The organism is Microbacterium pasadenense, assembly GCF_047246565.1.
Lineage (GTDB): Bacteria > Actinomycetota > Actinomycetes > Actinomycetales > Microbacteriaceae > Microbacterium.
This window is the reverse complement of record NZ_JBFOKN010000001.1, coordinates 764,092-787,256: the sequence shown is the minus strand read 5'-3', so window position 1 is coordinate 787,256 and position 23,165 is coordinate 764,092. Positions and strand designations below refer to the sequence as shown.

Here is a 23,165-nt window from a genome sequence, read left to right as displayed (position 1 = left end):
CTCAGGAGCCGAACGTGACGACGGGCTTGATGATGCCATCGAGCTTCGAGGAGAAGACGTGGTACCCCTCGGCGATGTCATCGAGATCGAAGCGGTGGGTGATGAGCTCGCGCGGGGCGATGTGACCGGCGCGGATGTGCTCGAGCAGGCGCGGCCACTGCCGTTTGACGGGAGCCTGGTTCGCGCGGATCGTCAGACCCTTGTTCATCGCGTCGCCGAACTTGACGGCGCTGAACAGCGGGCCGTACGCCCCCATGACCGAGACGGTCCCGCCCTTGCGGACGGCGTCGATCGCCCAGTTCAGCGCGATCGGCGAGCCGCCCTGCATCTTGAGCTTCGCGGCCGTGACGTGCTGCAGGAAGTGGCCGTCCGCCTCGGCGCCGACGGCGTCGATCACGGCATCCGCGCCGAGCCCGTCGGTCATCCGCTTGAGCTTCAGGACGATGTCGTCGACCTCGCCGAAGTGCACGGTCTCGGCGAAGGCGAACTCGCGCGCCTTCTGCAGGCGGTAGTCGATGTGATCCACGACGATGACGCGACCGGCGCCCATGAGCCAGCACGAGCGGGCTGCCGCCAGGCCCACAGGACCCGCGCCGAGGACGACGACCGTATCGCCCTCGACGATGTCGGCGAGCTGCGAACCGAAGTAGCCCGTCGAGAACGCGTCGGTGAGCAGCAGCGCGTCCTCCGAGGCGATGTCCTCGGGGATCACCATCGGGCCGACGTCCGCGAACGGCACCCGGACGAGCTCGGCCTGGCCGCCGTCGTACCCGCCCGTGGTGTGGGAGTAGCCGTAGATCCCGCCGATGGCGGTCGCGTTCGCGTTCACGTTGTGGCAGTTGGAGTACAGGCCTCGTGCGCAGAAGAAACAGGACCCGCAGTAGATGTTGAAGGGCACCATGACGCGATCCCCCACGGACAGGTTCTGCACCGACGAGCCGACCTGCTCGACGCGGCCGATGAACTCGTGGCCGAAGGTGTGGCCGACCCGGGTGTCGGGCATCATGCCGTGATACAGGTGCAGGTCCGAGCCGCAGATCGACGCGAGCTCCACGCGGACGACCGCGTCGTTGGGGTGCTCGATCACGGGGTCGGGTTTGCTGTCGACACGGACCTTGTACGGTCCGCGGTAGGCCATGGCCTTCATGTGTCCTCCTCCTCCGGTGGTCTTCCGCAAGCATCATCGGGATGACGGGTCGACGCGAGGGGCTTGCACGAGCCCCGGCGACGTGTCAGAGGGCGCTCGCTAGGCTCGGATCGCACCGAGGAGAGGCAGGCGGATGACCCAGGTGGACCACATGATCGTCCTTCCCGGGGGCGGCTACGGGATGCACGCCGACCACGAGGCCGAACCCGTCGCCGACTGGCTGCGCGGGCTGGGCATCCGCGCGAGCGTGTTCCGCTACCCGGTGCTGACGCGGCACCCCGGCCCGCTCGCCGCCGTGCGGGCAGCCGTGGTCGCGGAGCGCGAGCGCGGTGCGCAGCGGGTCGGCCTGCTCGGCTTCTCCGCCGGCGGCCACGCCGCCGCGCATGCGGCGCTGGCGCCCGGCGCGAGCGAGGCGGAGCGGGTCGACATCGCCGTCACCGCCTATCCGGTCGTGTCGATGCAGCTCGACACCCACCAGGGCTCGCGTGAGAACCTCATCGGACCGGATGCGGCGGACGGGCTCCGGGCCGAGACCTCCGCCGATCGGCTCGTCACACCCGAGGCCCCGCCGTTCTTCCTCTGGCACACCGCCGAGGACGATGCCGTCCCGGTGGCGCACTCCCTGCTGCTGGCATCGGCGCTGTCCGCGGCTCGCGTGCCCTACGAGCTGCACGTGTACGAGCGCGGTGAGCACGGGATCGGGCTCGCCGAGGAGAGCGGCACCGCGGCCGACTGGACGTCCGCCTGCGCGAGATGGCTCGCGAGCCACGGCTGGGGCGGCTGAGGCCTCAGCGGTCGTCGGCCGCTGCGGCCCAGGCGGCGAGCGCCTCGACGAGGCGCCGGTGCCCGGCCGAGTCGTACGAGCGCGCGTCGTGCCCGAGGACGTCGACGGCGATGCGCGCGTGCCCCAGGGTGCGCCGCCACGCGGCGGGCTCCGGCCCGCTTCCGGGCTCGTCCGCGCCGCTGTGCCAGGCGACGACCTCGCGCCGTCCCGTCAGCTGCAGGGCGCAGTACTTCTCGTCGCGCACGCGGAAGCCCCCGGGGAGGCCGGGCAGCGGCATCCGTTCGACGCGCACGTCGACGTCGCCGTGCGGCGGGTGGAACGAGAGCTCCGGCAGCCAGATCGCCCCGACGGCGCCCGCCCAGCTCGGGTAGTCGCGCAGGGAAGAGGCTGCCGAGTGCATCGCGAGAACACCCATGCCGCGCTCGAGCGCCGCCTCGAATCCGGCGAGCGACGCGGCCGGGGCGCCGCGCTCCCCGTCCGACCACGGGTCGCCCGCGTTGACGACGAGCAGGTCGACGCCACCGAGTTCCGCCATGGCCGCATCGATGTCGCCGCGGACGGCGACGTCGTGACCCGCCCCGACGAGGATCTCGCGGAGGCGGTCGGTGGTCTCGGCGAACGGATGCCACGGGTCGGCGTAGCGGCCCTCGCCGGTGAGGATCAGAGTGCGGACGGTCATGATGCCATCCTGTCGCACCCCGAGCAGGGCGGATCGCCGTACGGCGCTCAGCCGGCGGGCCACTCCCAGGTGCGGAGCATGCCGCACATGCCGTGGGTGCGCTCCGGTCCGCGCTCGGCGGCGCGCCTCACGCTGGCGTCCCGCAGACCGCCCGGCTCGCCGGCGGCCAGGGCATCGAGCTGGGCGTCGACCCGAGCCGTCTCGGCGGCGACGGTGGCCTGCCAGATCTCGCGCCACTGCGGCACCCGGCCCTGCACGATCCGTGCCGCATCGGCGTGGAGCTGCGCGAGAGCGCCCGGCCCGCCGGCACGCAGCGCCTCGAATCCCGCCAGGGCGAGATCGCGACGTGCTCGGGCGGATGCCTCGCGTCCGGCTACGTCGTCGAGCGCCGCGGCGGCGGCGTACGCGTCGGGGTCCCGCAGGATGTCCGACGGAAAGGTGAGGACCGCGTCGCCGGCTTCCGGCAGACCCGCGTTCGACATCGCGACCAGCAGCCGGAGATCGCCGTCGTTGACGAGCCGGTGCACCGTGCCGGGACTGAACCAGACGATGTCGCCGACGGCGAGCGGATGCTCCTCGACGCCGCTCGAGGACACGGTCTGCACCGAGCCGGTCCCGCCGATGACCACGTAGCCCTCGCTCGAGGCCGTGTGCAGGTGCGGGGTGCCGCCCCGGCATCCGTCCGCCGCCGCCCAGTCGTAGACCTGCAGGTCGCTCAGCGCAACGCCGCCGGGGAAGAGCGGGGACGAGGTCATCGCAGCGGGCGGAGCCGGTCGGCCAGGTCCGCCGCCTGCGCACCGTCGCCGTCGGCGATCCCCACGACGTAGCGGAAGGTGGCCGTGTCGCCGGATCCGATCTCGAACTCCTCGCTGAAGAAGGGCGCCGGGTTCAGGCCGGCGAACTCCTCGGACCGCGCGAACCACTGCGGCGGGTGGCACGGGTTCTCGGCGGCGTCGAGCATGAGGACGAGGGACGTCTCGTCGATGACGTCATGGCGACCGACGAATCCCATCCACTCGTGGCGCTGCCCACGGACGTCGCCTCCCGTCCCCTCGCCGTCCGCCGTCACGAGCCGCCCGTCGGTGAACGACCTCGGCCCGCGCCAGAAGAGTCCGCCGTAGCCGGCATTGTCCCGGCCCTTCGTGGTCGGCGAGCCGATGCGGATGGCGGCATCCGTCACGTTCGTCATGGCCAGCTCGACGGTCAGCGCCCAGACGTCGTCGGAGAGGACGCGGGCGGACAGGCCCCGCTCCTCGGTGAAGATCCGGGCGCCGCCCTCGGTCACCCAGTCCAGCGCGTGCCGGAAGCGCGCGACGCCCGCCACGGTCTCCGCCTGCCGCACCGCGCGGTGCTGCTGGGTGCCGTTGTTGGGCAGCTGACGGTAGCCCTCATCCCGGAGGTAGGTCGGGCCGCCCCAGAAGTTCTCGTGGTCGACGACCGGCAGCGACCACGCGATGCCCTTGTGCCAGACGTGGTCCCACGGCCGGAACAGGCTCACGACGTGGCCGGCGCGCGTCCGGATCGGGTCGAGGTAGGGCTTGGGCGACTCGAGCTGCGGCGAGTCGGGGACGAAGACGTAGCGGAACAGCTCGACGCCGCCGGCGGCGACCACCAGGTCCGTCTCTCCGACGGTGATCGTCGGTGCGGGCTGCGTCATCGTGCGGACTCCTTCTGGTCTGCGGCGTCGGCCGGGGGCCACGGCACCGCGCCGCCGTCCATGGAGCGGGCGAACGGGTCGTCCGCCGTGATCTCGCCGGCACGGACGGGACGCCCTCGGAACGCCGAGGCGTAGGTCGCCGCCGCGAACTCCAGCGTACGGCGCGCGTCCTCGACGGCGACGCCGGGCCGCTCCCCCGCCGCGAACGCGTCGAGGATCGCCGCGATCTGATCGCGGTGCCCGCTCGGGTGGTCGGATGGCGCGGCGTGCCAGTGCTCCGCGAGATGCTCGTGCCCGGGCGCGGGAGTGAAGGTCCAGTCCGCCTCCGTGTACCCGTAGAGATGCTCGACCTCGACCGTGGCGTACTCGAAGTCGAACCGCAGGCGCGACGTCTCGCGCGGCGAGACGATCGAGTTGACGACGCTCGCGAGGGCTCCGTTGTCGAACTCGACGAGAGCCATCGAGACGTCCTCGGTGTCGGTCGGGAGCGCCTGGCGCGCGGCGAACGCGGTGAGTCTCGACCAGGGGCCGAGGACCGCGAGCAGCAGGTCGAACTGGTGGATGCCGTGTCCCATGGTGGGACCGCCGCCCTCGATGTGCCACGTGCCGCGCCACGGCAGCGCGAAGTACTCCGGACCCCGGCGCCACAGGGTGTCGCACGTCGCGACGAGCGGCCGTCCGAGGACGCCGTCACCGGCGAGGCGCGCGAGGCGGATGCCGGCGGCGCCGTAGCGGTGCTGGAAGACGGTGAGGGCGGGGACGCCCGTCTCCTGGGACACGGCCACGAGCTCGTCCATCTCGGCGAGGCTGAGCGCGGTCGGCTTCTCGACGAGAGCCGGCACGCCGGCGCGGAGCGCCGTGATCGCCAGGGGCACGTGCGTCTGCGGGGGCGTGCACACCGACACCAGGTCGAGCTCCTCCGCGGCGAACAGCGCGGCCGCGTCGGGGTGGACGTGGACGGCCTCGCCGTACGCGTCGGCGAACGCCTGTGCGCGTGCCGGGTCGAGGTCGACGACCGCGACGAGGTCGATGCGGGGCGCCAGCGCCGCCATGGCCTCCGCGTGCGCGTGCGCGATGGCGCCGGTGCCGATGATGGCTGCTCGGATGGGTCGGGGCATGCTGCTCCTCACTCGGTGACGTTCACGACTTGCGAGGCTACCCACCGCCCGGCAGCACTGCCATCGACGCGGATCAGGCGGCGAGGCCGACGACGAGCGCGATGATCCCGAGGAGCGGCGGCACCAGCTGGACGAGCGCGGCGCGCGCCTTCGTCCGGTCGGACAGCACGAGCACCAGTCCGGCGGCGACCATCGAGCCGGTTCCGACGAAGACGAGCGTCAGCCCGATCGCCTTCTGCCCGAGCGCGACGAGGACGATGCCGACCACGATCTCCACCACGAGGAACAGGTTGTAGAAGCCCTGATTGAACGCGAGCGGCTTGGTGATCTCGGCACTCTCGCGGGTCAGTCCGAACGTCCGCCGCGCCGCCGCACCCGTCCAGACCAGCGACTCGAGGACGAAGACGTAGACGTGGATCGCCGCGGCGACGGCCGCGAGCACGAGCCCCAGGATGGTCACGATGTCATCCTCTCAGCCTTTCAGGGCGCCCTGCGTGACCCCCTCCATCACCCAGCGCTGCGTGAACAGGTAGGCGATCACCGCGGGTGCCATCGCCATGAGGTACGACGCGAACGACACGTTGTAGTTGTTGCTGAACTGCGTCTGGAACAGGTTCTGCCGCACCGGCAGCGTCTGCAGCGCCGGGTCGGAGATGATGAGCGACGGCATCATGAAGTCGTTCCACGCGTAGAGGAACGCGAAGATCCCCACCGTCGCGCTCATCGGCGCCAGCAATGGGAAGATGAGCCGCCAGAAGGTCTGCCACGTCGTCGCGCCGTCGATGCGCGCGCTCTCCTCGAGCTCGATGGGGATCGACCGCAGGAACGCCGTGAACAGCAGCACGCTGAAGCTCAGCTGGAACATCGTCGCGAGGAGGACGACACCGCCCGGGTTGTCGAGTCCGAAGCGCCCGGTCAGCTGGATCTGCGGCAGTGCCACGACGGGGAACGGGATGAACATGGCGGCGAGGAGGTAGAAGAACGACCAGCGGAAGAACCGCTTGTCCCAGTTGCGCACGATCGCGTAGGAGGCGAACGCGGCGAGCAGGATCGTCGCGATGACGGTGCCGGCCGTCACGAGCAGGCTCATCAGCGCGCCGACCGGGAAGTTCGTCAGGTTCCACGCCTCGACGAAGCCGTCGAAGCTGATCGGCGCGGGCCACGAGAAGGCGTTGCCGTCGGTCGACTGCCCGCGGGTTTTGAACGCCATCGTGACGGTCACGTACAGCGGCAGCAGCACGGTGACCGCGCACAGCAGCAGGAGGATGGTCGTCGACCAGTTGTAGCGCTCCCCGCGCATGCCGCGGCCCTGCCGGCGCGGCTTGTCGACACGGTCCTCGCGGGTCGAGGTGAACGGGGGCTGCGCCGCGGTGTTGACGGACATCAGAGGCCCCTCCTTCCGCGGGTCATGGAGAGTTGCAGCAGCGACACGACGATGGCGACGATCAAAAAGAGCGTCGCGTTCGCCATCTGGTACGCGTAGTCGCCGCCGGTGAAGCCGCTGATGATGGTCATCGCGACGCTGCGGGTGGCCGTTCCCGGGCCGCCGTCGGTCAGGCCGATGATGATGTCGTACGAGTTCAGGAAGTTCTTGAAGCCGAGGATCACGTTGATCACGACGTAGCCGAACACGAGCGGCACGGTGATGCGCAGCAGCTGCTGGCGCTTCGTCGCGCCGTCCACGGATGCCGCCTCGTACACGTCGCCGGGGATCGAGAGGATGCCGGCGATGTAGATGAGCAGCGCGCTCGGCACCGCCTGCCACGCGGTCACGACGACGATCGCGAGCCACGCGAGGTCGGGGTTGGCGAGGAGGCTCGTCTCGAGCCAGGAGACGCCCGTCGCCGCCCCGAGGGCCGGGACCGAGCGCGAGAACAGGAAGTTGAAGACGTAGGCGATGATGATGCCGGAGACCACCATCGGGATGACGAAGACGGCCCGCAGCGGCATCTTCAGCCGGATGCGGGCCGTCAGCCCGACGGCGAGCAGGAAGGCGATGGCGTTCACGAGGATCACCGTCACGATGGAGAAGCCGAACGTGAACAGATAGCTCTGCAGGATCGCGGGGTCGCCGAACATCGCGATGTAGTTGCGGAAGCCGGTGAACTCCCACTCGCCGATGCCGATCGAGTTGGTGAAGCTGAAGAAGATCCCGATGAGGGCGGGCACGGTGATCGCGAGGGTGAACAGCACCAGCGCCGGCACCAGGAACAGGTAGTAGATCGGCTCCGTGCGCCGCATGCTCTTCGGGCGCTTGCCCTGCGTGACGATCGTGGTGGTGGCCATGCGGACTCCCTCGTCTACTGGCGGAACGCCAGGCGTGCCCAGTCGGCGTCGATCGTGCGCAGGACCTGCGCCGGGTCGTCTCCGAGCGCGATCGCCTGCGTGTAGTTGAAGAACGGGATCGTCTGCGGGACGAGCACCGACGGCCCCTGGTAGTAGCGCCCGTCCTCGTAGAACGGCACCATGCCCTCCACCTCCGGCTGTGACGGCGGCGGGGCATCCTCGGTGGGCGTGAACCCGAGCTGCGACTCGTTGTAGGCCTCGATGTTCTCGGGCAGGAAGAGGAACTCGAGGAAGTCGCGGGCGGCCTCCTGATGACGGGAGTCGACCGGGATCCAGGCGGCGAGGTCGACGTTGACGCGCACCTTGAGGTCGTCGGGGTCGTCGGTCATCGGCAGGGGGAACGTGCCGATCCGGGGCGGATCCTCCGCGCGGAGCAGCTCGGAGATCGCCCACGGCCCCTGCAGGTACATCGCGGCGTCGCCGTTCACGAAGGCGGTGTTCCCGTCGTTGTACCCGATACTCCCCGCATCCGGGTTCGTGTACGTGGAGGCGAGCTCCATCATCCGCTCGACGGGTTCGAGGTGATCCTTCTCGAACGAGACCTCCGAGTCGGGACCGACCTCGGTCCCCTCCTCGTCCAGCGCCTCATAGAACCCGACCACGTCGATGGACCCGCCGACCGCGTAGTCGTACCAGCCCTGCCCGATGGTCCACGGATCCTTGAACGTCCCGTAGAAGGGCGTGACGTCGGCATCCGCGAGCGTCTCGCACACCTCGATGAGCTCGTCCCACGTGGTCGGGACCTCGACGCCCACCTCCTCGAAGATGTCCATGTTGTAGACGACCGAGGACGCCATGATCGAGTACGGCAGGGCGCTCGTCCGGTCCTCGCACGAGCCGTACTGATCCATCAGGACGCTGAGGTCCTCGCGGATGGTCTGCGCCGCCTCGGTGTCCGAGAGGTCGGTGAGGGCGCACCGCTCGACGAAGCGGGACGTCTCCATGTTGTAGTTCGCGAGCGAGATGTCGGGCGGGTTGCCCCGCACGAAGCCCGCGGAGGTCGTGTCGACACCCGAGGTGTCGAGGATGACCCGGACGTCGTCGCTCTGCGCGTTGTAGGTGCTCACCATCTCGCGGACGATCTCGAAGGCTTCGCGCTTGCTGAAGGCGAAGCGCACCGTCTCCTTGCCGTCCGCCGAGCAGCCGGCGAGCACCGACGCTCCGAGGGCGAGAACGGCACCGGCCGCGAGGACCCGCCGCATCCGCGTCGTCGACACGGTCACCTCCTTCTCCGGACATCGGCGTCCGTGGGATTGATGGGGATGATGGCTCACCTGGGACGCGGCGTCAACACCGTTGCGCCCCGGCCTCCATCGATTCAGCCGACCGTGCCGGCCAGCAGCCGGACGACCTCGGCATCCGACGTCGGCGCGAAGTCCTCGTACCACTCGCCGACGGCGCGGAACGATCGGGGCTGAGCGAGACAGATCACCTCGTCGGCCGCCACGATCAGGCAGGCTGCGTCCCGGGGGCCGATCGGGGCCGCGACGATGACCCGGGCGGCGCCCTCATCCCGGGCGTACCGGCACGCCGCGGACGCCGTCGCACCGGTCGCGATGCCGTCGTCGACGACGAGGACCGTGCGGCCGCCCAGGTCCGGGCGCGCGGGGCGATGGGCGCGAACCGCCGCCGCGCGCCGCTCGAGCTCGTCCCGCTCGCGTCGTTCGACATCGCGCAGTGCGGCAGGGGTGACGCCGGCGCGCCGGATCAGATCGTCGTCGACGACCCGGATGCCGCCTTCCGCGATCGCCCCCATGGCGACCTCGGGCGCGGCGGGCAGGCCGAGCTTCCGGACGACGATCACGTCGAGCGGCAGGCGGAGCACCCGAGCCACCTCCGCGGCCACCGGGACGCCGCCTCGCGGCAGCCCGAAGACCATCGCGGCGACGACACCCCGCTCTGCGAGGTGCCGGCCGAGCCGCCGCCCGGCATCCGGACGATGCGCGAACATGCCGGAAGCCTGCCACGTCCGAGCGCGTCGCGGCACCGCTCAGATGAAGGGGCGCCGGTCGACGATCGGGGTGAGCGTCGCACCGTGCGAGGCCACGGCGTCCGGGAGCAGGTGCGCCAGTTCGGCGACGAGACCCACCCGCGCCTGCACGACGTGCAGATCGCCGTCGGTGGACGTCGGCGCGGCGAGCGCTGTCGCGGCGTGCCGGGCGAGGTCGGCGAACGCCTCGGCGACCGCCGGGGTGCGGTGACCGCAGCGCGCCGCACGGCCCACCGAGTAGGCCCAGTCGAGCTGCCGGAACCCCCAGTCGTCGGGATCACCCGGATCCGCCGGCAGGACGACGGCGGCGTGGCGGAACAGCGTGAGCCCGACGTCGATCACGCCGTCGGGTCTCGGCCAGGGGCGGCCGACCTTCTCGTAGAGGAAGTGCAGGTGGAAGGCGCACCCCAGGTTGCCGAACAGTCCCGGGGCGTCCTCGAGGCGTCCCATCCGGCCGGTGAGCCACAGCCCGGTGACGGGGTCCGCATGGTCGTCGAGCCAATCGAGGTACTCGCCGACCCACGAGGCTCGGGCGACGGGATCGGAGGCGCCGGTGGTGAGCCCGATCGCGAGCAGGCCGGCCGCCGCGTGAGACGCGAGCCAGGGCTCGTCCCAGTCGAGCCCGCCGAGGACGTCCGCGACGCGGTCCGCGCGCAGGAGCGGATCGACGAACGCCGGGGTGGCGGGCTTCTCGCCCAGCACCTGGAGCGTCGTCACCGCGGTGGCGGCACGGTGCATCTCGCCGTGCGTCGCGTCGGCGAAGCGGCCGTCGGCGTCCTGCCACCCGCGGAGGGTTGCGGCCAGCGTGCCGGCTTCGGCCCCTGACGGCCGGTCTCCGAGCGCGAGCCGGATGCCGACGGCGGCCGCCGTTCCGTAGAGGTCCGGCACCCGGGCGCCGGGTGTCCGCGCGTACCCGCCCCCGATGCGGCTGTCGGCGACGCGGGAGGAGGCGCGGGTGAGGAAGTCGGTGAAGTCGTGGATCATCTCCACCCATCATCCTCTGCGACGACGCGGTCCGCGGCGGCACACTCGACGGAGCCCGGGGGCCGGCGTATCCTGGCGCCGTCCGTAGGAGAACCGTGAAGAAGCACCGCCTCCCCCCGATCAGCGACGACGAGCAGATCGCCCGATACGCCTACATCCTGGGCAACGTGCCGTCCGGTGTCGCCGACAGGGCCTACGCCGCCGCCTTCGCCCGTCTCCCGGCGCCGGAGCGGCATCGGCTCCTCGCCGAGCTGGGGGCGCAGCTGCCGGTGGAGCAGCAGGATCCGGATGCCGACGACCCGGAGCGGTTCGCCGCACGGATGCGGAATCTGCACGCGCGCAGCGCCCTGGTGACCTGCCGCAGCGCACCGGTGCTGTCTGCGGCGTTCGTCTCGAGCCCGCCGGTCGCGGCGTACTTCACGTCGGGCGTCGGGTCGGTGTCGATCGACCAGCAGCCGCCGTGGGTGCACGAGCTGGTCGGCCATGAGACGGCGCCGATCGACGGCGGGCGCATGCATCACCGCAAGGGCGCGATCACGGGCAGGTGGTTCCGCTGACGGCGACGGACCGTTAGGAGACGGGCGTGTTCTGATCCGCGTCCCGGTCCGGCACGACACCGATCTCCTGGGTGCGCGCCTCCCGGGCATCGCGGCGGCGATGACGCAGATGCTGCACCGCCGAGACGACGAGCCCCACCGCGAGCACGATGTACAGCCCGATGGTGAAGGGGGACCCCCACAGGATCGCGACGTCGCCCTCCGAGACGGCGAGCGCCCGGCGGAGCTCCGTCTCCGCGAGCGGACCGAGCACGACGGCGATCATCACCGGAGCAACCGGCACACGGAAGCGCCGCATCACGAAGCCCAGGATGCCGACGCCGAACAGGACCCACAGGTCGGCGGTCGACGAGCCGACGGCGTAGACGCCGAGGACGGCGAGGACGGTGATGCCGGCGTACAGGTAGTGGTTCGGCACCTCCAGCAGCTTGCCCCACCAGCTCGCGAGGAAGAGGTTCAGAAGCAGGAGGACCGCCAGGCCGATGAAGAGCGACGCGAGGAGCGTCCACACGAGATCGGCGTTGTTCGTGAAGAGGAGGGGCCCGGGCTGGAGGCCGTACTGCTGGAAGGCGGCGAGCATGATCGCCGCCGTGGAGGACACCGGCAGACCCAGCGCGAGGAGGGTCCCCATGGCGGTGCCGGTGGTGGCGTTGCCCGCTGCTTCGGGGGCCGCCAGCCCGCGCAGCGAACCGGTCGTGCCGAACGTCTTGTCCCCGCGCCGCTTCGCGAGCGACTTCTCCGTGCCGTACGCGAGGAAGGTGGGCACCTCGGCTCCGCCGACCGGGATGATGCCGAAAGGCAGACCGAACGCCGTTCCCCGAAGCCAGGCCGGGAGGGCGAACCGGAACTGACGCCAGCTGAGCGCGGCGCGCTGCTGCGGGAGGCGCTGCGGCGGCCCGCTGCGGACGGTCGACGCCATCGTCAGCACCTCGCCCAGGGCGAGGAGGCCGACCGTGATGGTGACGATCGAGAATCCGTCGAGGAGCTCGGGGACGCCGAAGGTGAACCGCTCGGTGCCGGACGGGCCGTCGATCCCGACCATCGTGAGCGCGAGCCCGATGCCGAGGGCGATGAGACCCTTGACGACCGACTCCGACACGACGCTCGACACCGCGAGGAACGCGAAGACGGCGAGCGCGAAGTACTCGGCCGGGCCGAACACTGTGGCCAGCGCGGTGAGGTACGGGATGAGGAAGACCGTCAGCATCGTGGCGAGCAGTCCGCCGACGAAGGCGCCGATGGCGGCGGTCGCCAGCGCCTGGCCGGCCTTGCCGTGCAGGGCCAGTCGGTGCCCCTCGAACGTGGAGGCGATCGCCGACGACTGTCCCGGCGTGTTGAGGAGGATCGCCGCGGTCGAGTCGCCGAACATGCCGCCGAAGTAGATGCCCGCGAACATGATGAAGGCGGCGACGGGATCGAGGCTGAACGTCACCGGCAGCAGCAGCGCCACGGCCATCGAGGACCCCAGGCCGGGCAGCACGCCGACGGCTGTGCCCATGATCGCCCCGAGCAGGACCCAGAGCATGTTCATGGGGGTGATGGCCGATGCGAATCCCTGCATCAGCAGGTCGAACTGTTCCATGGGTCAGATCCCTCCGAGGAAGCCGGCGGGGAGCGCGAGGCCGAGCAGCCCACTGAAGACGAGTTGGACGATCGAGCCGATCAGCAGGCCGATCGCCAGATTGAATCCGATGCGCTTCGAGCCGAACGCGAACGCGATCGCCGCGAAGAGCAGGGTGCAGCCGATGATCCACCCGAGCACCGGGAGGAGGAGGATGTAGCCCGCGACGGACGCGGCGGTGATGCCGAGGGCCTTCCAGTCCAGGTCCGACGGCTCGGCGTCCTCGCGAGGCGGAGCGGCGGCCTTCTTCCGGTGGGCCTGCTTCAGCTGGATGAGCTGGGTGTCCGCACGGGACACGTCCCGCAGCAGCTCCCGCGAGACGTCCGGGGCCAGTTCGGCGCTCTCCTCCACCCGCTTCGCGGGGATGGCTGCCCGGATGAGGAGGAAGCCGCTGGTGACGGCGAGGAGGATGCCGACCACGACGGGGAAGAACTGCGGCCCGGGCACGGCTTGCCCGCGGACCTCCATCGTGGCGGACCCGGCGAAGAGGACCGCGGCGATCGCGAGGCCGATGCCGCCGATGAGGATGTCACCCCACCGGATCGTGCGGCGCCGCGACGGGGTGGGGGGAACAGGCGTCGTCGTCATAGTCCGAGCTCCTTCACGATGGCGTCGGCGGTCTCCTGCTCGTCCCGCACGAAGTCGTCGAACTCCGCCCCGGTGAGCCAGGAATCGGTCCACGAGTTGCGCTCGAGCGCGTCCCGCCACGTCGCCGACTCCCGCATCTCGGTCAGGATGGCGAGAAGCTCGTCGCGCTCCGCATCCGTGATCCCGGGAGGTGCCACGTAGCCGCGCCAGTTGGTCATCGCGACGTCGTAGCCGGCGTCCCGGAAGGTCGTGGTGTCGATGCCCGCCACGGGCTCGGGAGCGGAGATGGCGAGGAGGCGCAGCTGCCCCGCCTCGATCTGCCCGGAGACTTCGTTGTACCCGGAGATCCCCGCGGTGGTGGTGCCGGAGAGCATGGCGCTCAGTGCGTCTCCGCCCCCGGAGTAGGCGATGTAGTTGGCGTCGGCCGGGTCGATCCCGACCTCACGCGCGAGCAGGCCGGTGACGAGGTGGTCGATCGATCCGAGCGAGCCGCCCGCGAACGACGTGCCCGTGGGATCCGCCTGCCACACCTCGATGAAGTCGTCCAGCGTCTCGATGTCGCTCGAGGCGGGAACGACGAGGGCGGTGTAGTCGTCCGCGACGCGCGCGATGAGCGTCACGTCCTCGAACGACTCCGCGGGCTTCGACACGGAGATGCCGCCGACCATCACGCCGCCGGTCGCCATGAGGATGTCGTTGCGGCCGTCCATCTGGACGAACTGCGAGAGACCGATGGTCCCGGCGGCGCCCGGCACGTTGACGACCTGCACGTTCGCGACGACACCGTCGGTTCGCAGCGACTGCTGCGTCGTGCGTGCGAAGCCGTCCCATCCACCGCCCGGTGCCGCCGGGGCGAGCAGAGTCAGGCTCGAGCGGACCGTCGCCTGCGACGACGTCGAGATGGCGTTGGCGAAGGCGAATGCCGCGGTGACCGCGACGACGACGGCAAGCGCTGTTCTGCGGAGAATTCTGGCCAAGGTAACCCCATCGTTACGTGGATACAGCGGGATACGGCGGCTAGGGTTGCTCGCACAGTGCCCGGCCGCGCACACACTCTACGAACGGCCCGCGCCGCGAATCCGGTTCTTGGCACTAACGACAGTTTTGATCGTTTCGGTCCCAGAAAAGATCCCCCATGGCATCGTCACGCACCGCCCGACCGATCGCGGGCGTCCTTTTCGGCGTCCAGCTCGCCGTCATGGTCGTCGTCGTCGCGATCATCGCCGGGGTGGGCGTCGCGCGCGCGGTCGGCGAGGCTGAGGCTGTCGTCGAGCAGCGGATCCAGGAGGTCGCCGACACGATCCGGCACCTCCCGACGGTCGTCACCGCCCTGCGGAGCGACGATCCGACGGCGGAGATCCAGCCGATCGTCGATGCGGCGATCAGCGCGTCGGGCTTCCAATACATCACGGTCGCCGACCTCGACGGCATCCGCGTCGCTCATGTCGACCCGGACCAGATCGGACGGCCGGTGTCGAGCGATCACGCGCCGATCCGCGCCGGCGGCGAGTTCCGCGGGATCGAGTCGGGACCGCAGGGGGTGACGTACCGGGTCAAGCTCCCGATTATCGACGGAGACGACGTCGTCGGGACCATCTCCGTCGGCGAGCTGGTCAGCGACATCCGCCAGGAGGCCTTCGATCAGAGTCTCCCGATCGCCGCCACGTCCCTCCTGGCGATCGCGCTGGGCGCGCTGCTCGCCTGGCTCGTCTCGCGGTGGCTGCGGCGGAGGCTCTACGGCGTCGAGCCCAGCCAGGTGGTCGGGCTGCTCCACGCGCACCAGGCGGTCATGGACAGCGGCCAGGAGGGCATCGTGACGCTGGACCCGAAGGGCCGGATCCAGCTCATCAACGCGGAGGCCGCGAGACTCCTCGGGCTGGCCGCGGATGCGGTCCCGCCGCTCATCGGCGCGGGCGCCGACGCGCTTCCCGAGGAGGTCCGCGACCTCCTCGACGAGGACGCCGACCGCGGCCGCGTGCACCTGCGCCACTTCGGGGACTTCAGCGTCTACGTGCAGGCGGGCGACGTGCGCCACGGCAACAGGATCGTCGGCCGGATGGTGTCGCTTCGCGACCGCACCGAGCTCGATCGAGCCATGGCCCGGCTGCAGGCGGAGCAGGCCGAGGCCGAACTGCTCCGCATCGAAGCGCACGAGTTCGAGAACCGGATGCACCTCGTCTCGGGCCTCATCGAGCTCGAGGAGTACGACGAGGCCCGCTCCTACCTCGAGGGCGTGCCGGGGGCACGGCCGGTGGCATCGGTCGAGGCCCCGATGCTGGCGGCGCTCGTCTCTGCTCACATCGGCGTCGCCGCCCGCGAGCACGTGACGCTCGGCGTCGCGCCGGAGAGCAGCATCCCCGCGGCATGGCCCGTGGACGACGACACCCTGCTCGTCCTCGCCAACCTGCTCAACAACGCCGTCGAGGCCACCGGGTTCGGCGGAGTGGTGCAGCTCCTGCTCAGCGCCGAACCGGAGGCGGGTATCCTGCGGATCTGCGTCGATGACGACGGTCCCGGCTTCGAGGGCGACCCCGGACGCCTGCTCCGCCGCGGGGAGACGTCCAAGGAGGATGCCGCGAATCACGGGATCGGGCTGGCGTCGGTGCTGCGGGTCGTCGAGGGGCGGGGTGGACGCCTCGTCCTCGGCGAATCGCCGCTCGGCGGAGCGCGGGTCGAGGTCCTGCTGCCGGCGACGACGACCGGGGCTCCGCCCCCCACCCGGAGCGAGGAACAGGCGAGGGAGGCGTGACGTGACGGGGATACGGACGCTCATCGTCGACGACGACTTCGCCGTGGCACGGCTGCACGCGAGCTTCCTCGGGCGCATCCCGGGATTCGAGCTCGTCGGCAGCGAGCTGACCGCGGCCGACGCCCTCGCGCGGGTCCGCGGCGGTGACCTCGACCTGCTGCTCCTCGACATGTACCTGCCCGACGCGTCGGGGATCGAGCTCCTGCGACGACTGCGCGCCGATCCGGCGTGCCAGGTCGACGTCATCATGGTGAGCGCCGCCCACGAGCCGGCTCTGGTGGAGCAGGCGATCTCGCTCGGCGTCGTCGACTTCCTCCTGAAGCCGTTCACCCACGACGACTTCCGCGCCCGCCTGGCCGGCTACGCCACCCGCGTGCGCGAGCGCCGGCTCGTGAGCGGGCTGGCGCGCCTGTCGCAGGGTCAGGTCGACACGCTGCTCAAGCGCGGTCCCGTGGGCGCCGGCACCGGTGCGGCGAAGGGCATGAACCCCGTGACCCGGCAGCGGGTGCTCGAGGCCCTGGCGGGGATGGACTCCCCCATCACCGCGCTCGAGGCCGCGGACGCCACCGGGCTTTCGCGGGTCAGCGCACGCAGGTATCTCGAGCGCCTGGTCCACGACGGGGTCGTCGAGATGCAGCCGCGCTACGGCGAGGCCGGGCGGCCGCAGCACGAGTACTGGATCGGCTCCTGATGGGCTGACCATCACCCGTGGGGGTCCTTGCATCGGTCGGCCGAGCGTTGTATACATATGTATACCGAAACGATGGGAGCGGACATGACGCACATTCTCGCGACGGACGTGGTGGTCGTCGGGGGCGGCAATGCCGGCTTCACCGCGGCGCACGCGGCAACCGAGCGCGGGCGGCGGGTCATCGTGCTGGAGGCCGGCACCGAGGACATGGCCGGCGGTAACAGCTTCTACACGGCCGGTGCCACACGGATTACCCACAACGGTCTCGACGACCTGCGGCCGTGGCTCGAACCCGATGAGCGCTGGTCGACCACGGTCGTCCCGCCCTACAGTGCGGACGAGTATCGCGCGGATCTCGAGAAGGTCACCGAGGGCCGGAACGACCCCGAGCTGACGGACGTCCTCGTCCAGGACGCGACGGACGCGCTGATCTGGCTGCACGAGAAGGGCCTCAAGTACCGCCTCATGTACGAGCGGCAGGCCTACGAGCGCCCGGACGGCTCCCACCTCTTCTGGGGCGGTCTGCACGTCGGCAACGTCGGCGGCGGCGAGGGCCTGATCGCCGACCACACGCGCGCGGCGCGTGCGAGCGGAGTCGACATCCGCTACGGACACCGGGCCACGGACCTCATCGTCGACGGCGGTCGTGTGGTCGGAGTGACGGCTGCCACCGCCGACGGCGAGGTCGAGGTGCGGGCCGAGTCGGTCATCCTGACCGCAGGCGGCTTCGAGGCCAACGCCGGCATGCGCGAGGAGTACCTCGGCGAGGGATGGGGGAACGCCAAGGTGCGCGGCACGCCGTACAACCAGGGCGACATGCTCCGTGCCGCCCTCGCCGTCGGCGCGGCGCGGGGCGGCGACTGGAACAGCTGCCATTCGGTGCAGTGGGACGCGTTCACGGCGACGAACGAGTCGAATCGGGAGCTGACGAACCGGCTGACGCGGCAGAGCTACCCGCTCGGCATCATCGTGAACCGCGAGGGCAACCGCTTCCTGGACGAGGGCGCCGACTTCCGCAACTACACGTACGCGAAGTACGGTCGCGAGATCCTCCGCCAGCCCGGGTCCGTCGCCTACCAGGTGTTCGACGCCGAGCTCCGGCCGCACCTGCGGACGGAGGAGTACGACATGCCGGGCATCTCCGTCGAGGTCGCCGACACGATCGAGGAGCTGGCCGAGAAGATCGGCATCGATGGCGCGGCGCTCACGGCGACGGTGGACGCCTTCAACGCGTCGATCGATCGCGACCGTCCCTTCGATCCGACGGTCAAGGACGGACGCCGCGCCGACGTGGTGCCGCCGAAGTCCAACTGGGCCGCGGCCATCGAGACCGGGCCGTTCTACGCGTTCGGAGTGACCTGCGGCATCACCTTCACGTTCGGCGGGCTGAAGTCCGACACGGAAGGACGCGTGCTCGACGCCGACGGGACCCCTCTCCCCGGGCTCCTGGTGGCCGGCGAGATGCTCGGCGGCCTGTTCAGCGGCAACTATCCCGGCGGCAGCGGGCTCGCCGCCGGCTGCGTCTTCGGACGCCGAGCGGGCGCGATCGCCTGACCGTCTGACCGATCCGTGCGGGCGGTGTGCGTCGCGCCGCCCGCCCGGCATCCCTCCCTCGATGCTGTTGGCGTGCCGCGCCGCCGAGGGAGAGAATCGTCACAGCGCTCGACTGCCGCCCGCCCGACCGCCCACCCGCCCTGGAGGAGAGCCTCGATATGCCGTCGCATGATCCCGAGAGCCTCGTCCGATCGCTGCGCAGCGAGATCGTGTCCGGCGTGCTCGAGCCGGGTCTGGCGCTTCGCGAGGTCGCCCTGGCGGAGCGGTTCGGCGTCTCGCGGACGCCGGTGCGAGAAGCGCTGAGCCGGCTCGAGGGATACGGCCTCGTCGAGCGTGACGGCCGCACGCTCCGCGTCACGGCACCGAACCCCGAACGGATGCTGAACACGTACAACGTCCGCATCGCGCTGGAAGGCGAGGCGGCGGCGGAGGCCGCCGAGAACCGTCAGCTGAGCGACCTCGTCACCCTAGAGGGGCTCATCGCGAGGGACCGGTCGCTCCGGGACCCGGACGATGCGCAGCGCATCCGGACCAATCTCGAGTTCCACACCGCCCTGTGGCATGCCTCTCACAACGCCGTGCTCGTGGAGCTGCTCGAGCGCCTGCAGTTCCACCTGACCAACGCGCCGCACTCCACGCTCTCGGTCGGCGACCGCTGGACGCAGTCGCTCGACGAGCACGAGGCGATCGTGGCCGCGATCGACGCGCGCGACGCCGACGAGGCGCGTCGGCGGGCGAGTGCGCACATGCGCACGGCGCGGGAGCTGCGCATCCGCCTCCTGCGCGAGCACGCGCGAACGGCACGGTGAGGACGCCGCCGCCGGTCTGAACCGGCATCCTCTGCGGCGACCGGCATCCGCGCGGCCCGAAACGGTCACGCCTGGGCGTTCTCCAGCCGGTACCCCATTCCCGCCTCCGTGATGATGAACACCGGCGCCCCCGGGTCCGGTTCGAGCTTCTTCCTGAGCTGGGAGATGTAGAGGCGGAGGTAGCCGGTGTCCTCGGCGTGCTCGGTGCCCCAGATCTTGGTGAGCAGGGTCTGCCGCGTCACGAGACGCCCCGCGTTGCGGATGAGCACCTCGATGACCTGCCACTCGGTCGGCGTCAGACGGACGCGCTCCGCCCCGTCAGGAGTGCTGATCGTGACGCTCCGCGCAGAGAGGTCGATCGTCGCGTCGCCGAGCCGCACGACCGGCCCCGACTCGTCCGGCGTCACGCGCCGCGTCAATGCGCGGATCCGTGCGAGCAGCTCTTCGACGGCGAACGGCTTGGTGATGTAGTCGTCCGCGCCGACATCGAGCGCCTCGACCTTGTCGGCCGCCCCGGCTCGGCCCGAGACGACGAGGATGGGTGCCTGCGACCACCCCCGGATGCCTGCGATCACGTCGAGCCCGTTGAGCCTCGGCATCCCGAGGTCGAGCAAGAAGATGTCGGGGCGGTGATCGACGGCGGCGCTGATGGCTTCCGCCCCGTCCGAGGCCGTGACGACGTCGTAGCCCTTGGCGGAGAGGGTGATGCGAAGCGCGCGGATCAGCTGGGGGTCATCGTCCGCGATCAGGATTCTCATGAGGCTCTCGTTCGCTGCGGTGGGTGGTGCGGTGGGTGCGGAGGGAGATCACCATCGTGAGGCCGCCACCCGGGGTCTCCTCCGGGGTCAGGGTCCCGCCCATCGCCTCGACGAATCCCCGCGAGAGGGCGAGGCCGAGACCGAGGCCGGTGGAGTTGTCGGTGTCTCCCGAACGCTGGAAGGGGATGAAGATGTCGTCCGCCTTCTGCGCCGGCACCCCGGGCCCGTGATCGATGACGCGGATCTCCAGCCTGTCCGAGAAGGTGCTCGTGGTGATCTTCACCGGCGTGCCCTCGGGCGCATACCGGTGCGCGTTGGCGAGCAGGTTCACGAGCACCCGCTGCAGCAGGACGGGGTCTGCCAGCACCGTGCTGTCGTCATGCTGCAGGCGAAGGGCGACGTCCTGGGGGCCGAGCTGCAGTTCGTCGAGTGCGGGGGCGATCACCTCGGCCGGGTCGACCGGCATGTTCGCGATCGAGAGCGCACCGGCCTGCACGCGACTGACGTCGAGGAGGTCCGTCACGAGCGTCCCGAGCGCGCGGAGACTCTCGTCCGCCGTGTCGAGGAGCTCTCGTCTGTCGTGAGCGGTGAGGTTGACGTCGGCGGTCTTGAGTCCGCCGACAGCCGCGGTCGCGGACGCGAGCGGGCGCCGGAGGTCGTGGCTCAGCGCCGAGAGCAGCGCCCCGCGGACCCGATCGGATGCCGCGATGGGTTCGATCGTCTCAGCGGTCTGCTGGAGCCTCTCGTGCTCGAGAGCGGCCGCCAGCTGCGCGGTCACGACCGCCAGCAGCCGCCGCTCCGACGCCGCGAGGTTCGCGCCGTGGAGCTCGAGCGTCACGCCCTCAACGACGGGCACTTCGGTGCGCCGGTCATCGGCCACGGGCTCGCCGGCACGGGCGACGACCTCGTCACCCCGCACGAGTCGGACGCCGGGGAGCTGGAACGCTTCTCGGGTCCGGTCGACGAGAGCCTGGAGGGCGTTCTCCCCGCGGAGGACGCTGCCGGCGATGGTCTGGATCAGTTCCGACTCCGCCGCCGATCTCCGCGACGCGCGGGTGTAGCGGGCGGCGCGGTCGACGATCACGCTGACGAGCGAGGCGATGACGACGTAGAGGACGAGCGCGAGCAGGTGGTGGGGCTGGTGGATGTGGACGGCGTAGAGCGGTTCGATGAACAGGAAGTCGAGGGTGATCCCCGACAGCACCGCGGCGAACAGCGCCGGCCACAGTCCGCCGACCAGGGCGACGAGCACGACGAGGAGCTGGAAGCTCAGCACGTCGGTCGTGATGGACTCCTCCGAGCGGAAGACCGCGAGCAACGCGGTGAGGATCGGCCCGCCCACCAGCGCGAGCGCGAGCCCCAGGATCCTCCGCTTGACCGTGAGCGCCCCCGTCAGCGGGGGCAGCGCACGACTGCCGCCGGCGGCTGCGTGATTGACCATGTGCACGTCGATGTCCCCGGACTCCCGGACCACGCTTGCGCCGATCCCGGGTCCGGTGAGGGCAGCCGACAGCCGCCCCCGTCTGCTGGCGCCGAGCACGAGCTGGGTCGCGTTCACGGAGCGCGCGAACTCGACGAGGGCCGTCGGGATGTCCTCGCCGATCACCTGGTGGTACGTGCCGTTCAGCTTCTCGACGAGTGCTCGCTGCTGCGTGAGCGCGGCCGGGTTCGCGCTTCGGAGGCCGTCCTGGCTGGTGACGTGGACGGCGATGAGCTCGCCGCCGGCTGACCTCGCTGCGATCCGCGCGCCTCGCCGCAGGAGCGTCTCACCCTCGGCGCCGCCGGTGAGGGCGACGACGACGCGTTCCCTCGCTTCCCATGTCGCCTGGATGCCGTGTTCTCGCCGGTACCCCGTCAGCGCCTGGTCCACCTCGTCGGCGAGCCACAGCAGCGCGAGTTCGCGGAGTGCGGTGAGGTTGCCCAGGCGGAAGTAGTTGGACAGCGCCGCGTCGATGCGCTCCGCCGGGTAGACGAGGCCGCCGGTGAGACGGTCGCGCAGCGCCTGGGGCGCGAGGTCCACCACCTCGACCTGGGCGGCGGCCCGGAGGAAGCTGTCCGGCACGGTCTCCCGCTGCGCGGCTCCGGTGATCTGCTCGACGACGTCGGTGAGGGACTCGATGTGCTGGATGTTGAGCGTCGAGATCACGTCGATGCCCGCGGCGAGCAGCTCTGCGACGTCCTGCCACCGCTTCTCATTGCGCGTCCCGGGCGCGTTGGTGTGCGCGAGTTCGTCGACGAGCGCGACGCGCGGCGACCGGGTGAGGACTGCAGCCAGGTCCATCTCGTCGAGCTCGACGCCTCGGTGCGAGACCCGCATCCGCGGGACAGCCGGGATGCCCGCAGTCATGGCGGCCGTGGCGGAGCGGCCGTGCGACTCGACGACGGCGATGACGACGTCAGCGCCCTGTCCGATGAGGCGGCGCCCTTCCTCGAGCATCGTGTACGTCTTACCCACCCCGGGCGCAGCGCCGAGCAGCACCCGGAGCTGTCCCGGTCTGGTCATGCTCAGTCCCCTGCCTCGTCGAGTGCCACGTTGAGTTCGAGGACGTTCACCACGGGCTCACCGAGATAGCCTAGGTCCGGCCCCTGCGTGTGCGATCGCACCAGGTCGGAGACCTGCTCGGGTGGGATGCCGCGCTCCGCCGCGATCCGATCGACCTGGATCGCGGCGTACTCGGGGCTGATGTGGGGGTCCAACCCCGACCCCGAGGCGGTGAGCGCGTCCGCCGGCACATCGGCTTCGGGGACTCGGTTGAGCGACGCGACCTGCGACCGCCGCTCGGCGATCGCGGCGATGAGGTCGTCGTTCTCGGGCCCGAGGTTCGAGCCGGACGATGCGCCGCCGTCGTAGCCGTCGCCGGCCGCGGACGGCCGCGGCTGGAAGTACTCCGGCCGAGGGGCGCCGTCGTCGTCGTCTGCGAACGGCTGACCGATGAGGGACGACCCGACGACGTCACCCGCGCCGTTGCGCAGGAGCGAGCCGTTGGCCTGCGCGGGGAGCAGCGCCTGCGCGACGACGGTGATCGCGAGCGTGTAGCCGACGCCCAAGACGGTGGCCAGCACCATCGCCTTCACGGCGACTCCCGCGGAACGTCCGAGCTGCCGGGTGGAGGTGATCATCGCTGTTCTTCTT

The 23,165-nt window shown here is 70.8% G+C and carries 23 protein-coding genes; 6 read left to right on the top strand and 17 right to left on the bottom strand.

The features are described 5' to 3' along the window. Nucleotide 1: 1 nt before the first annotated feature. Nucleotides 2-1,147, bottom strand: coding sequence for a zinc-dependent alcohol dehydrogenase (locus AB3M83_RS03675; protein WP_412945217.1), 1,146 nt, complete (start codon nucleotides 1,145-1,147; stop codon nucleotides 2-4). A 133-nt stretch (nucleotides 1,148-1,280) separates the two neighbouring features. On the opposite strand from AB3M83_RS03675, the gene AB3M83_RS03670 reads away from it, so the two are divergent. Further along, complete coding sequence (locus AB3M83_RS03670; RefSeq protein WP_412945216.1) at nucleotides 1,281-1,931, top strand: prolyl oligopeptidase family serine peptidase; 651 nt, start codon at nucleotides 1,281-1,283, stop codon at nucleotides 1,929-1,931. 4 nt (nucleotides 1,932-1,935) lie between these two features. Here AB3M83_RS03670 and AB3M83_RS03665 read toward each other — a convergent pair whose 3' ends face one another. The 10 genes from AB3M83_RS03665 to AB3M83_RS03620 form a co-directional block, all read right to left on the bottom strand. Then, entirely contained in the window at nucleotides 1,936-2,610 is a 675-nt protein-coding gene (locus AB3M83_RS03665; RefSeq protein WP_412945215.1) for a ThuA domain-containing protein, read from the bottom strand. Nucleotides 2,611-2,657: 47 nt separating this feature from the next. Continuing rightward, nucleotides 2,658-3,365: a cupin domain-containing protein gene (locus AB3M83_RS03660; protein WP_412945213.1), complete on the bottom strand. Its 708-nt coding sequence runs from the start codon at nucleotides 3,363-3,365 to the stop codon at nucleotides 2,658-2,660. Continuing rightward, nucleotides 3,362-4,267 (bottom strand): DUF6807 domain-containing protein, encoded by a 906-nt coding sequence (locus tag AB3M83_RS03655; RefSeq protein ID WP_412945212.1) that lies wholly within the window; start codon nucleotides 4,265-4,267, stop codon nucleotides 3,362-3,364. The genes AB3M83_RS03660 and AB3M83_RS03655 overlap by 4 nt, the downstream gene beginning before the upstream one ends. Next, entirely contained in the window at nucleotides 4,264-5,385 is a 1,122-nt protein-coding gene (locus tag AB3M83_RS03650; RefSeq protein ID WP_412945210.1) for a Gfo/Idh/MocA family protein, read from the bottom strand. The genes AB3M83_RS03655 and AB3M83_RS03650 overlap by 4 nt, the downstream gene beginning before the upstream one ends. 73 nt (nucleotides 5,386-5,458) lie before the next feature. Beyond that, nucleotides 5,459-5,845: a DUF1304 domain-containing protein gene (locus AB3M83_RS03645; RefSeq protein WP_412945208.1), complete on the bottom strand. Its 387-nt coding sequence runs from the start codon at nucleotides 5,843-5,845 to the stop codon at nucleotides 5,459-5,461. A gap of 12 nt (nucleotides 5,846-5,857) precedes the next feature. Then, complete coding sequence (locus AB3M83_RS03640) at nucleotides 5,858-6,685, bottom strand: carbohydrate ABC transporter permease (protein ID WP_412945971.1); 828 nt, start codon at nucleotides 6,683-6,685, stop codon at nucleotides 5,858-5,860. Between the two features lie 83 nt (nucleotides 6,686-6,768). Beyond that, complete coding sequence (locus AB3M83_RS03635) at nucleotides 6,769-7,671, bottom strand: carbohydrate ABC transporter permease (RefSeq protein ID WP_412945206.1); 903 nt, start codon at nucleotides 7,669-7,671, stop codon at nucleotides 6,769-6,771. Nucleotides 7,672-7,685: 14 nt separating this feature from the next. Then, entirely contained in the window at nucleotides 7,686-8,954 is a 1,269-nt protein-coding gene (locus AB3M83_RS03630) for an ABC transporter substrate-binding protein (protein WP_412945205.1), read from the bottom strand. A 95-nt stretch (nucleotides 8,955-9,049) separates the two neighbouring features. Then, on the bottom strand, nucleotides 9,050-9,682 hold the full coding sequence (locus AB3M83_RS03625; protein WP_412945203.1) for a phosphoribosyltransferase: 633 nt from the start codon (nucleotides 9,680-9,682) through the stop codon (nucleotides 9,050-9,052). A gap of 39 nt (nucleotides 9,683-9,721) precedes the next feature. Then, nucleotides 9,722-10,711, bottom strand: a complete 990-nt coding sequence (locus AB3M83_RS03620) for a hypothetical protein (RefSeq protein ID WP_412945201.1) — start codon at nucleotides 10,709-10,711, stop codon at nucleotides 9,722-9,724. A gap of 89 nt (nucleotides 10,712-10,800) precedes the next feature. Here AB3M83_RS03620 and AB3M83_RS03615 point away from each other — a divergent pair, with 89 nt between their 5' ends. Beyond that, a complete protein-coding gene (locus AB3M83_RS03615) occupies nucleotides 10,801-11,262 on the top strand; it encodes a hypothetical protein (RefSeq protein WP_412945199.1) in 462 nt (153 codons plus the stop codon). Nucleotides 11,263-11,275: 13 nt separating this feature from the next. On the opposite strand, the gene AB3M83_RS03610 is transcribed toward AB3M83_RS03615, so the two are convergent. From AB3M83_RS03610 to AB3M83_RS03600, 3 genes are read right to left on the bottom strand one after another with little or no spacing between them, the layout of a single operon-like run. Continuing rightward, a complete protein-coding gene (locus tag AB3M83_RS03610; RefSeq protein ID WP_412945198.1) occupies nucleotides 11,276-12,844 on the bottom strand; it encodes a tripartite tricarboxylate transporter permease in 1,569 nt (522 codons plus the stop codon). A gap of 3 nt (nucleotides 12,845-12,847) precedes the next feature. Continuing rightward, nucleotides 12,848-13,471 (bottom strand): tripartite tricarboxylate transporter TctB family protein, encoded by a 624-nt coding sequence (locus AB3M83_RS03605; RefSeq protein WP_412945196.1) that lies wholly within the window; start codon nucleotides 13,469-13,471, stop codon nucleotides 12,848-12,850. Next, entirely contained in the window at nucleotides 13,468-14,448 is a 981-nt protein-coding gene (locus AB3M83_RS03600) for a Bug family tripartite tricarboxylate transporter substrate binding protein (RefSeq protein WP_412945195.1), read from the bottom strand. The genes AB3M83_RS03605 and AB3M83_RS03600 overlap by 4 nt, the downstream gene beginning before the upstream one ends. 158 nt (nucleotides 14,449-14,606) lie before the next feature. On the opposite strand from AB3M83_RS03600, the gene AB3M83_RS03595 reads away from it, so the two are divergent. The 4 genes from AB3M83_RS03595 to AB3M83_RS03580 all read left to right on the top strand — a co-directional run bounded on the left by AB3M83_RS03595 (nucleotide 14,607) and on the right by AB3M83_RS03580 (nucleotide 19,274). Next, a complete protein-coding gene (locus AB3M83_RS03595; protein ID WP_412945193.1) occupies nucleotides 14,607-16,220 on the top strand; it encodes a sensor histidine kinase in 1,614 nt (537 codons plus the stop codon). A 1-nt stretch (nucleotide 16,221) separates the two neighbouring features. Next, complete coding sequence (locus AB3M83_RS03590; protein ID WP_412945191.1) at nucleotides 16,222-16,911, top strand: response regulator; 690 nt, start codon at nucleotides 16,222-16,224, stop codon at nucleotides 16,909-16,911. 84 nt (nucleotides 16,912-16,995) lie between these two features. Continuing rightward, complete coding sequence (gene tcuA, locus AB3M83_RS03585; RefSeq protein WP_412945190.1) at nucleotides 16,996-18,465, top strand: FAD-dependent tricarballylate dehydrogenase TcuA; 1,470 nt, start codon at nucleotides 16,996-16,998, stop codon at nucleotides 18,463-18,465. 158 nt (nucleotides 18,466-18,623) lie between these two features. Continuing rightward, the gene (locus tag AB3M83_RS03580; RefSeq protein ID WP_412945188.1) at nucleotides 18,624-19,274 is read left to right on the top strand and encodes a GntR family transcriptional regulator; all 651 of its coding nucleotides are present in this window, start codon (nucleotides 18,624-18,626) and stop codon (nucleotides 19,272-19,274) included. Between the two features lie 65 nt (nucleotides 19,275-19,339). Here AB3M83_RS03580 and AB3M83_RS03575 read toward each other — a convergent pair whose 3' ends face one another. The 3 genes from AB3M83_RS03575 to kdpC are packed head-to-tail and all read right to left on the bottom strand — an operon-like array spanning nucleotide 19,340 to nucleotide 23,152. Beyond that, a complete protein-coding gene (locus AB3M83_RS03575; RefSeq protein ID WP_412945186.1) occupies nucleotides 19,340-20,032 on the bottom strand; it encodes a response regulator transcription factor in 693 nt (230 codons plus the stop codon). Further along, nucleotides 20,007-22,535 (bottom strand): ATP-binding protein, encoded by a 2,529-nt coding sequence (locus AB3M83_RS03570; protein WP_412945184.1) that lies wholly within the window; start codon nucleotides 22,533-22,535, stop codon nucleotides 20,007-20,009. The genes AB3M83_RS03575 and AB3M83_RS03570 overlap by 26 nt, the downstream gene beginning before the upstream one ends. 2 nt (nucleotides 22,536-22,537) lie before the next feature. Beyond that, nucleotides 22,538-23,152, bottom strand: coding sequence for a potassium-transporting ATPase subunit KdpC (gene kdpC / locus AB3M83_RS03565; protein ID WP_412945183.1), 615 nt, complete (start codon nucleotides 23,150-23,152; stop codon nucleotides 22,538-22,540). Nucleotides 23,153-23,165: the final 13 nt, after the last annotated feature.

Excerpts from the sequence above, each read along its gene's own strand:
- AB3M83_RS03580 (WP_412945188.1), top strand. The coding sequence starts at position 18,624 with ATGCCGTCGCATGATCCCGAGAGCCTCGTCCGATCGCTGCGCAGCGAG.
- AB3M83_RS03605 (WP_412945196.1), bottom strand. The coding sequence starts at position 13,471 with ATGACGACGACGCCTGTTCCCCCCACCCCGTCGCGGCGCCGCACGATC.
- AB3M83_RS03635 (WP_412945206.1), bottom strand. The coding sequence starts at position 7,671 with ATGGCCACCACCACGATCGTCACGCAGGGCAAGCGCCCGAAGAGCATG.
- AB3M83_RS03670 (WP_412945216.1), top strand. The coding sequence starts at position 1,281 with ATGACCCAGGTGGACCACATGATCGTCCTTCCCGGGGGCGGCTACGGG.
- kdpC (WP_412945183.1), bottom strand. The coding sequence starts at position 23,152 with ATGATCACCTCCACCCGGCAGCTCGGACGTTCCGCGGGAGTCGCCGTG.
- AB3M83_RS03575 (WP_412945186.1), bottom strand. The coding sequence starts at position 20,032 with ATGAGAATCCTGATCGCGGACGATGACCCCCAGCTGATCCGCGCGCTT.
- AB3M83_RS03640 (WP_412945971.1), bottom strand. The coding sequence starts at position 6,685 with ATGCGCGGGGAGCGCTACAACTGGTCGACGACCATCCTCCTGCTGCTG.
- AB3M83_RS03665 (WP_412945215.1), bottom strand. The coding sequence starts at position 2,610 with ATGACCGTCCGCACTCTGATCCTCACCGGCGAGGGCCGCTACGCCGAC.
- AB3M83_RS03660 (WP_412945213.1), bottom strand. The coding sequence starts at position 3,365 with ATGACCTCGTCCCCGCTCTTCCCCGGCGGCGTTGCGCTGAGCGACCTG.
- AB3M83_RS03610 (WP_412945198.1), bottom strand. The coding sequence starts at position 12,844 with ATGGAACAGTTCGACCTGCTGATGCAGGGATTCGCATCGGCCATCACC.
- AB3M83_RS03570 (WP_412945184.1), bottom strand. The coding sequence starts at position 22,535 with ATGACCAGACCGGGACAGCTCCGGGTGCTGCTCGGCGCTGCGCCCGGG.
- AB3M83_RS03655 (WP_412945212.1), bottom strand. The coding sequence starts at position 4,267 with ATGACGCAGCCCGCACCGACGATCACCGTCGGAGAGACGGACCTGGTG.
- tcuA (WP_412945190.1), top strand. The coding sequence starts at position 16,996 with ATGACGCACATTCTCGCGACGGACGTGGTGGTCGTCGGGGGCGGCAAT.
- AB3M83_RS03625 (WP_412945203.1), bottom strand. The coding sequence starts at position 9,682 with ATGTTCGCGCATCGTCCGGATGCCGGGCGGCGGCTCGGCCGGCACCTC.
- AB3M83_RS03675 (WP_412945217.1), bottom strand. The coding sequence starts at position 1,147 with ATGAAGGCCATGGCCTACCGCGGACCGTACAAGGTCCGTGTCGACAGC.
- AB3M83_RS03595 (WP_412945193.1), top strand. The coding sequence starts at position 14,607 with ATGGCATCGTCACGCACCGCCCGACCGATCGCGGGCGTCCTTTTCGGC.
- AB3M83_RS03650 (WP_412945210.1), bottom strand. The coding sequence starts at position 5,385 with ATGCCCCGACCCATCCGAGCAGCCATCATCGGCACCGGCGCCATCGCG.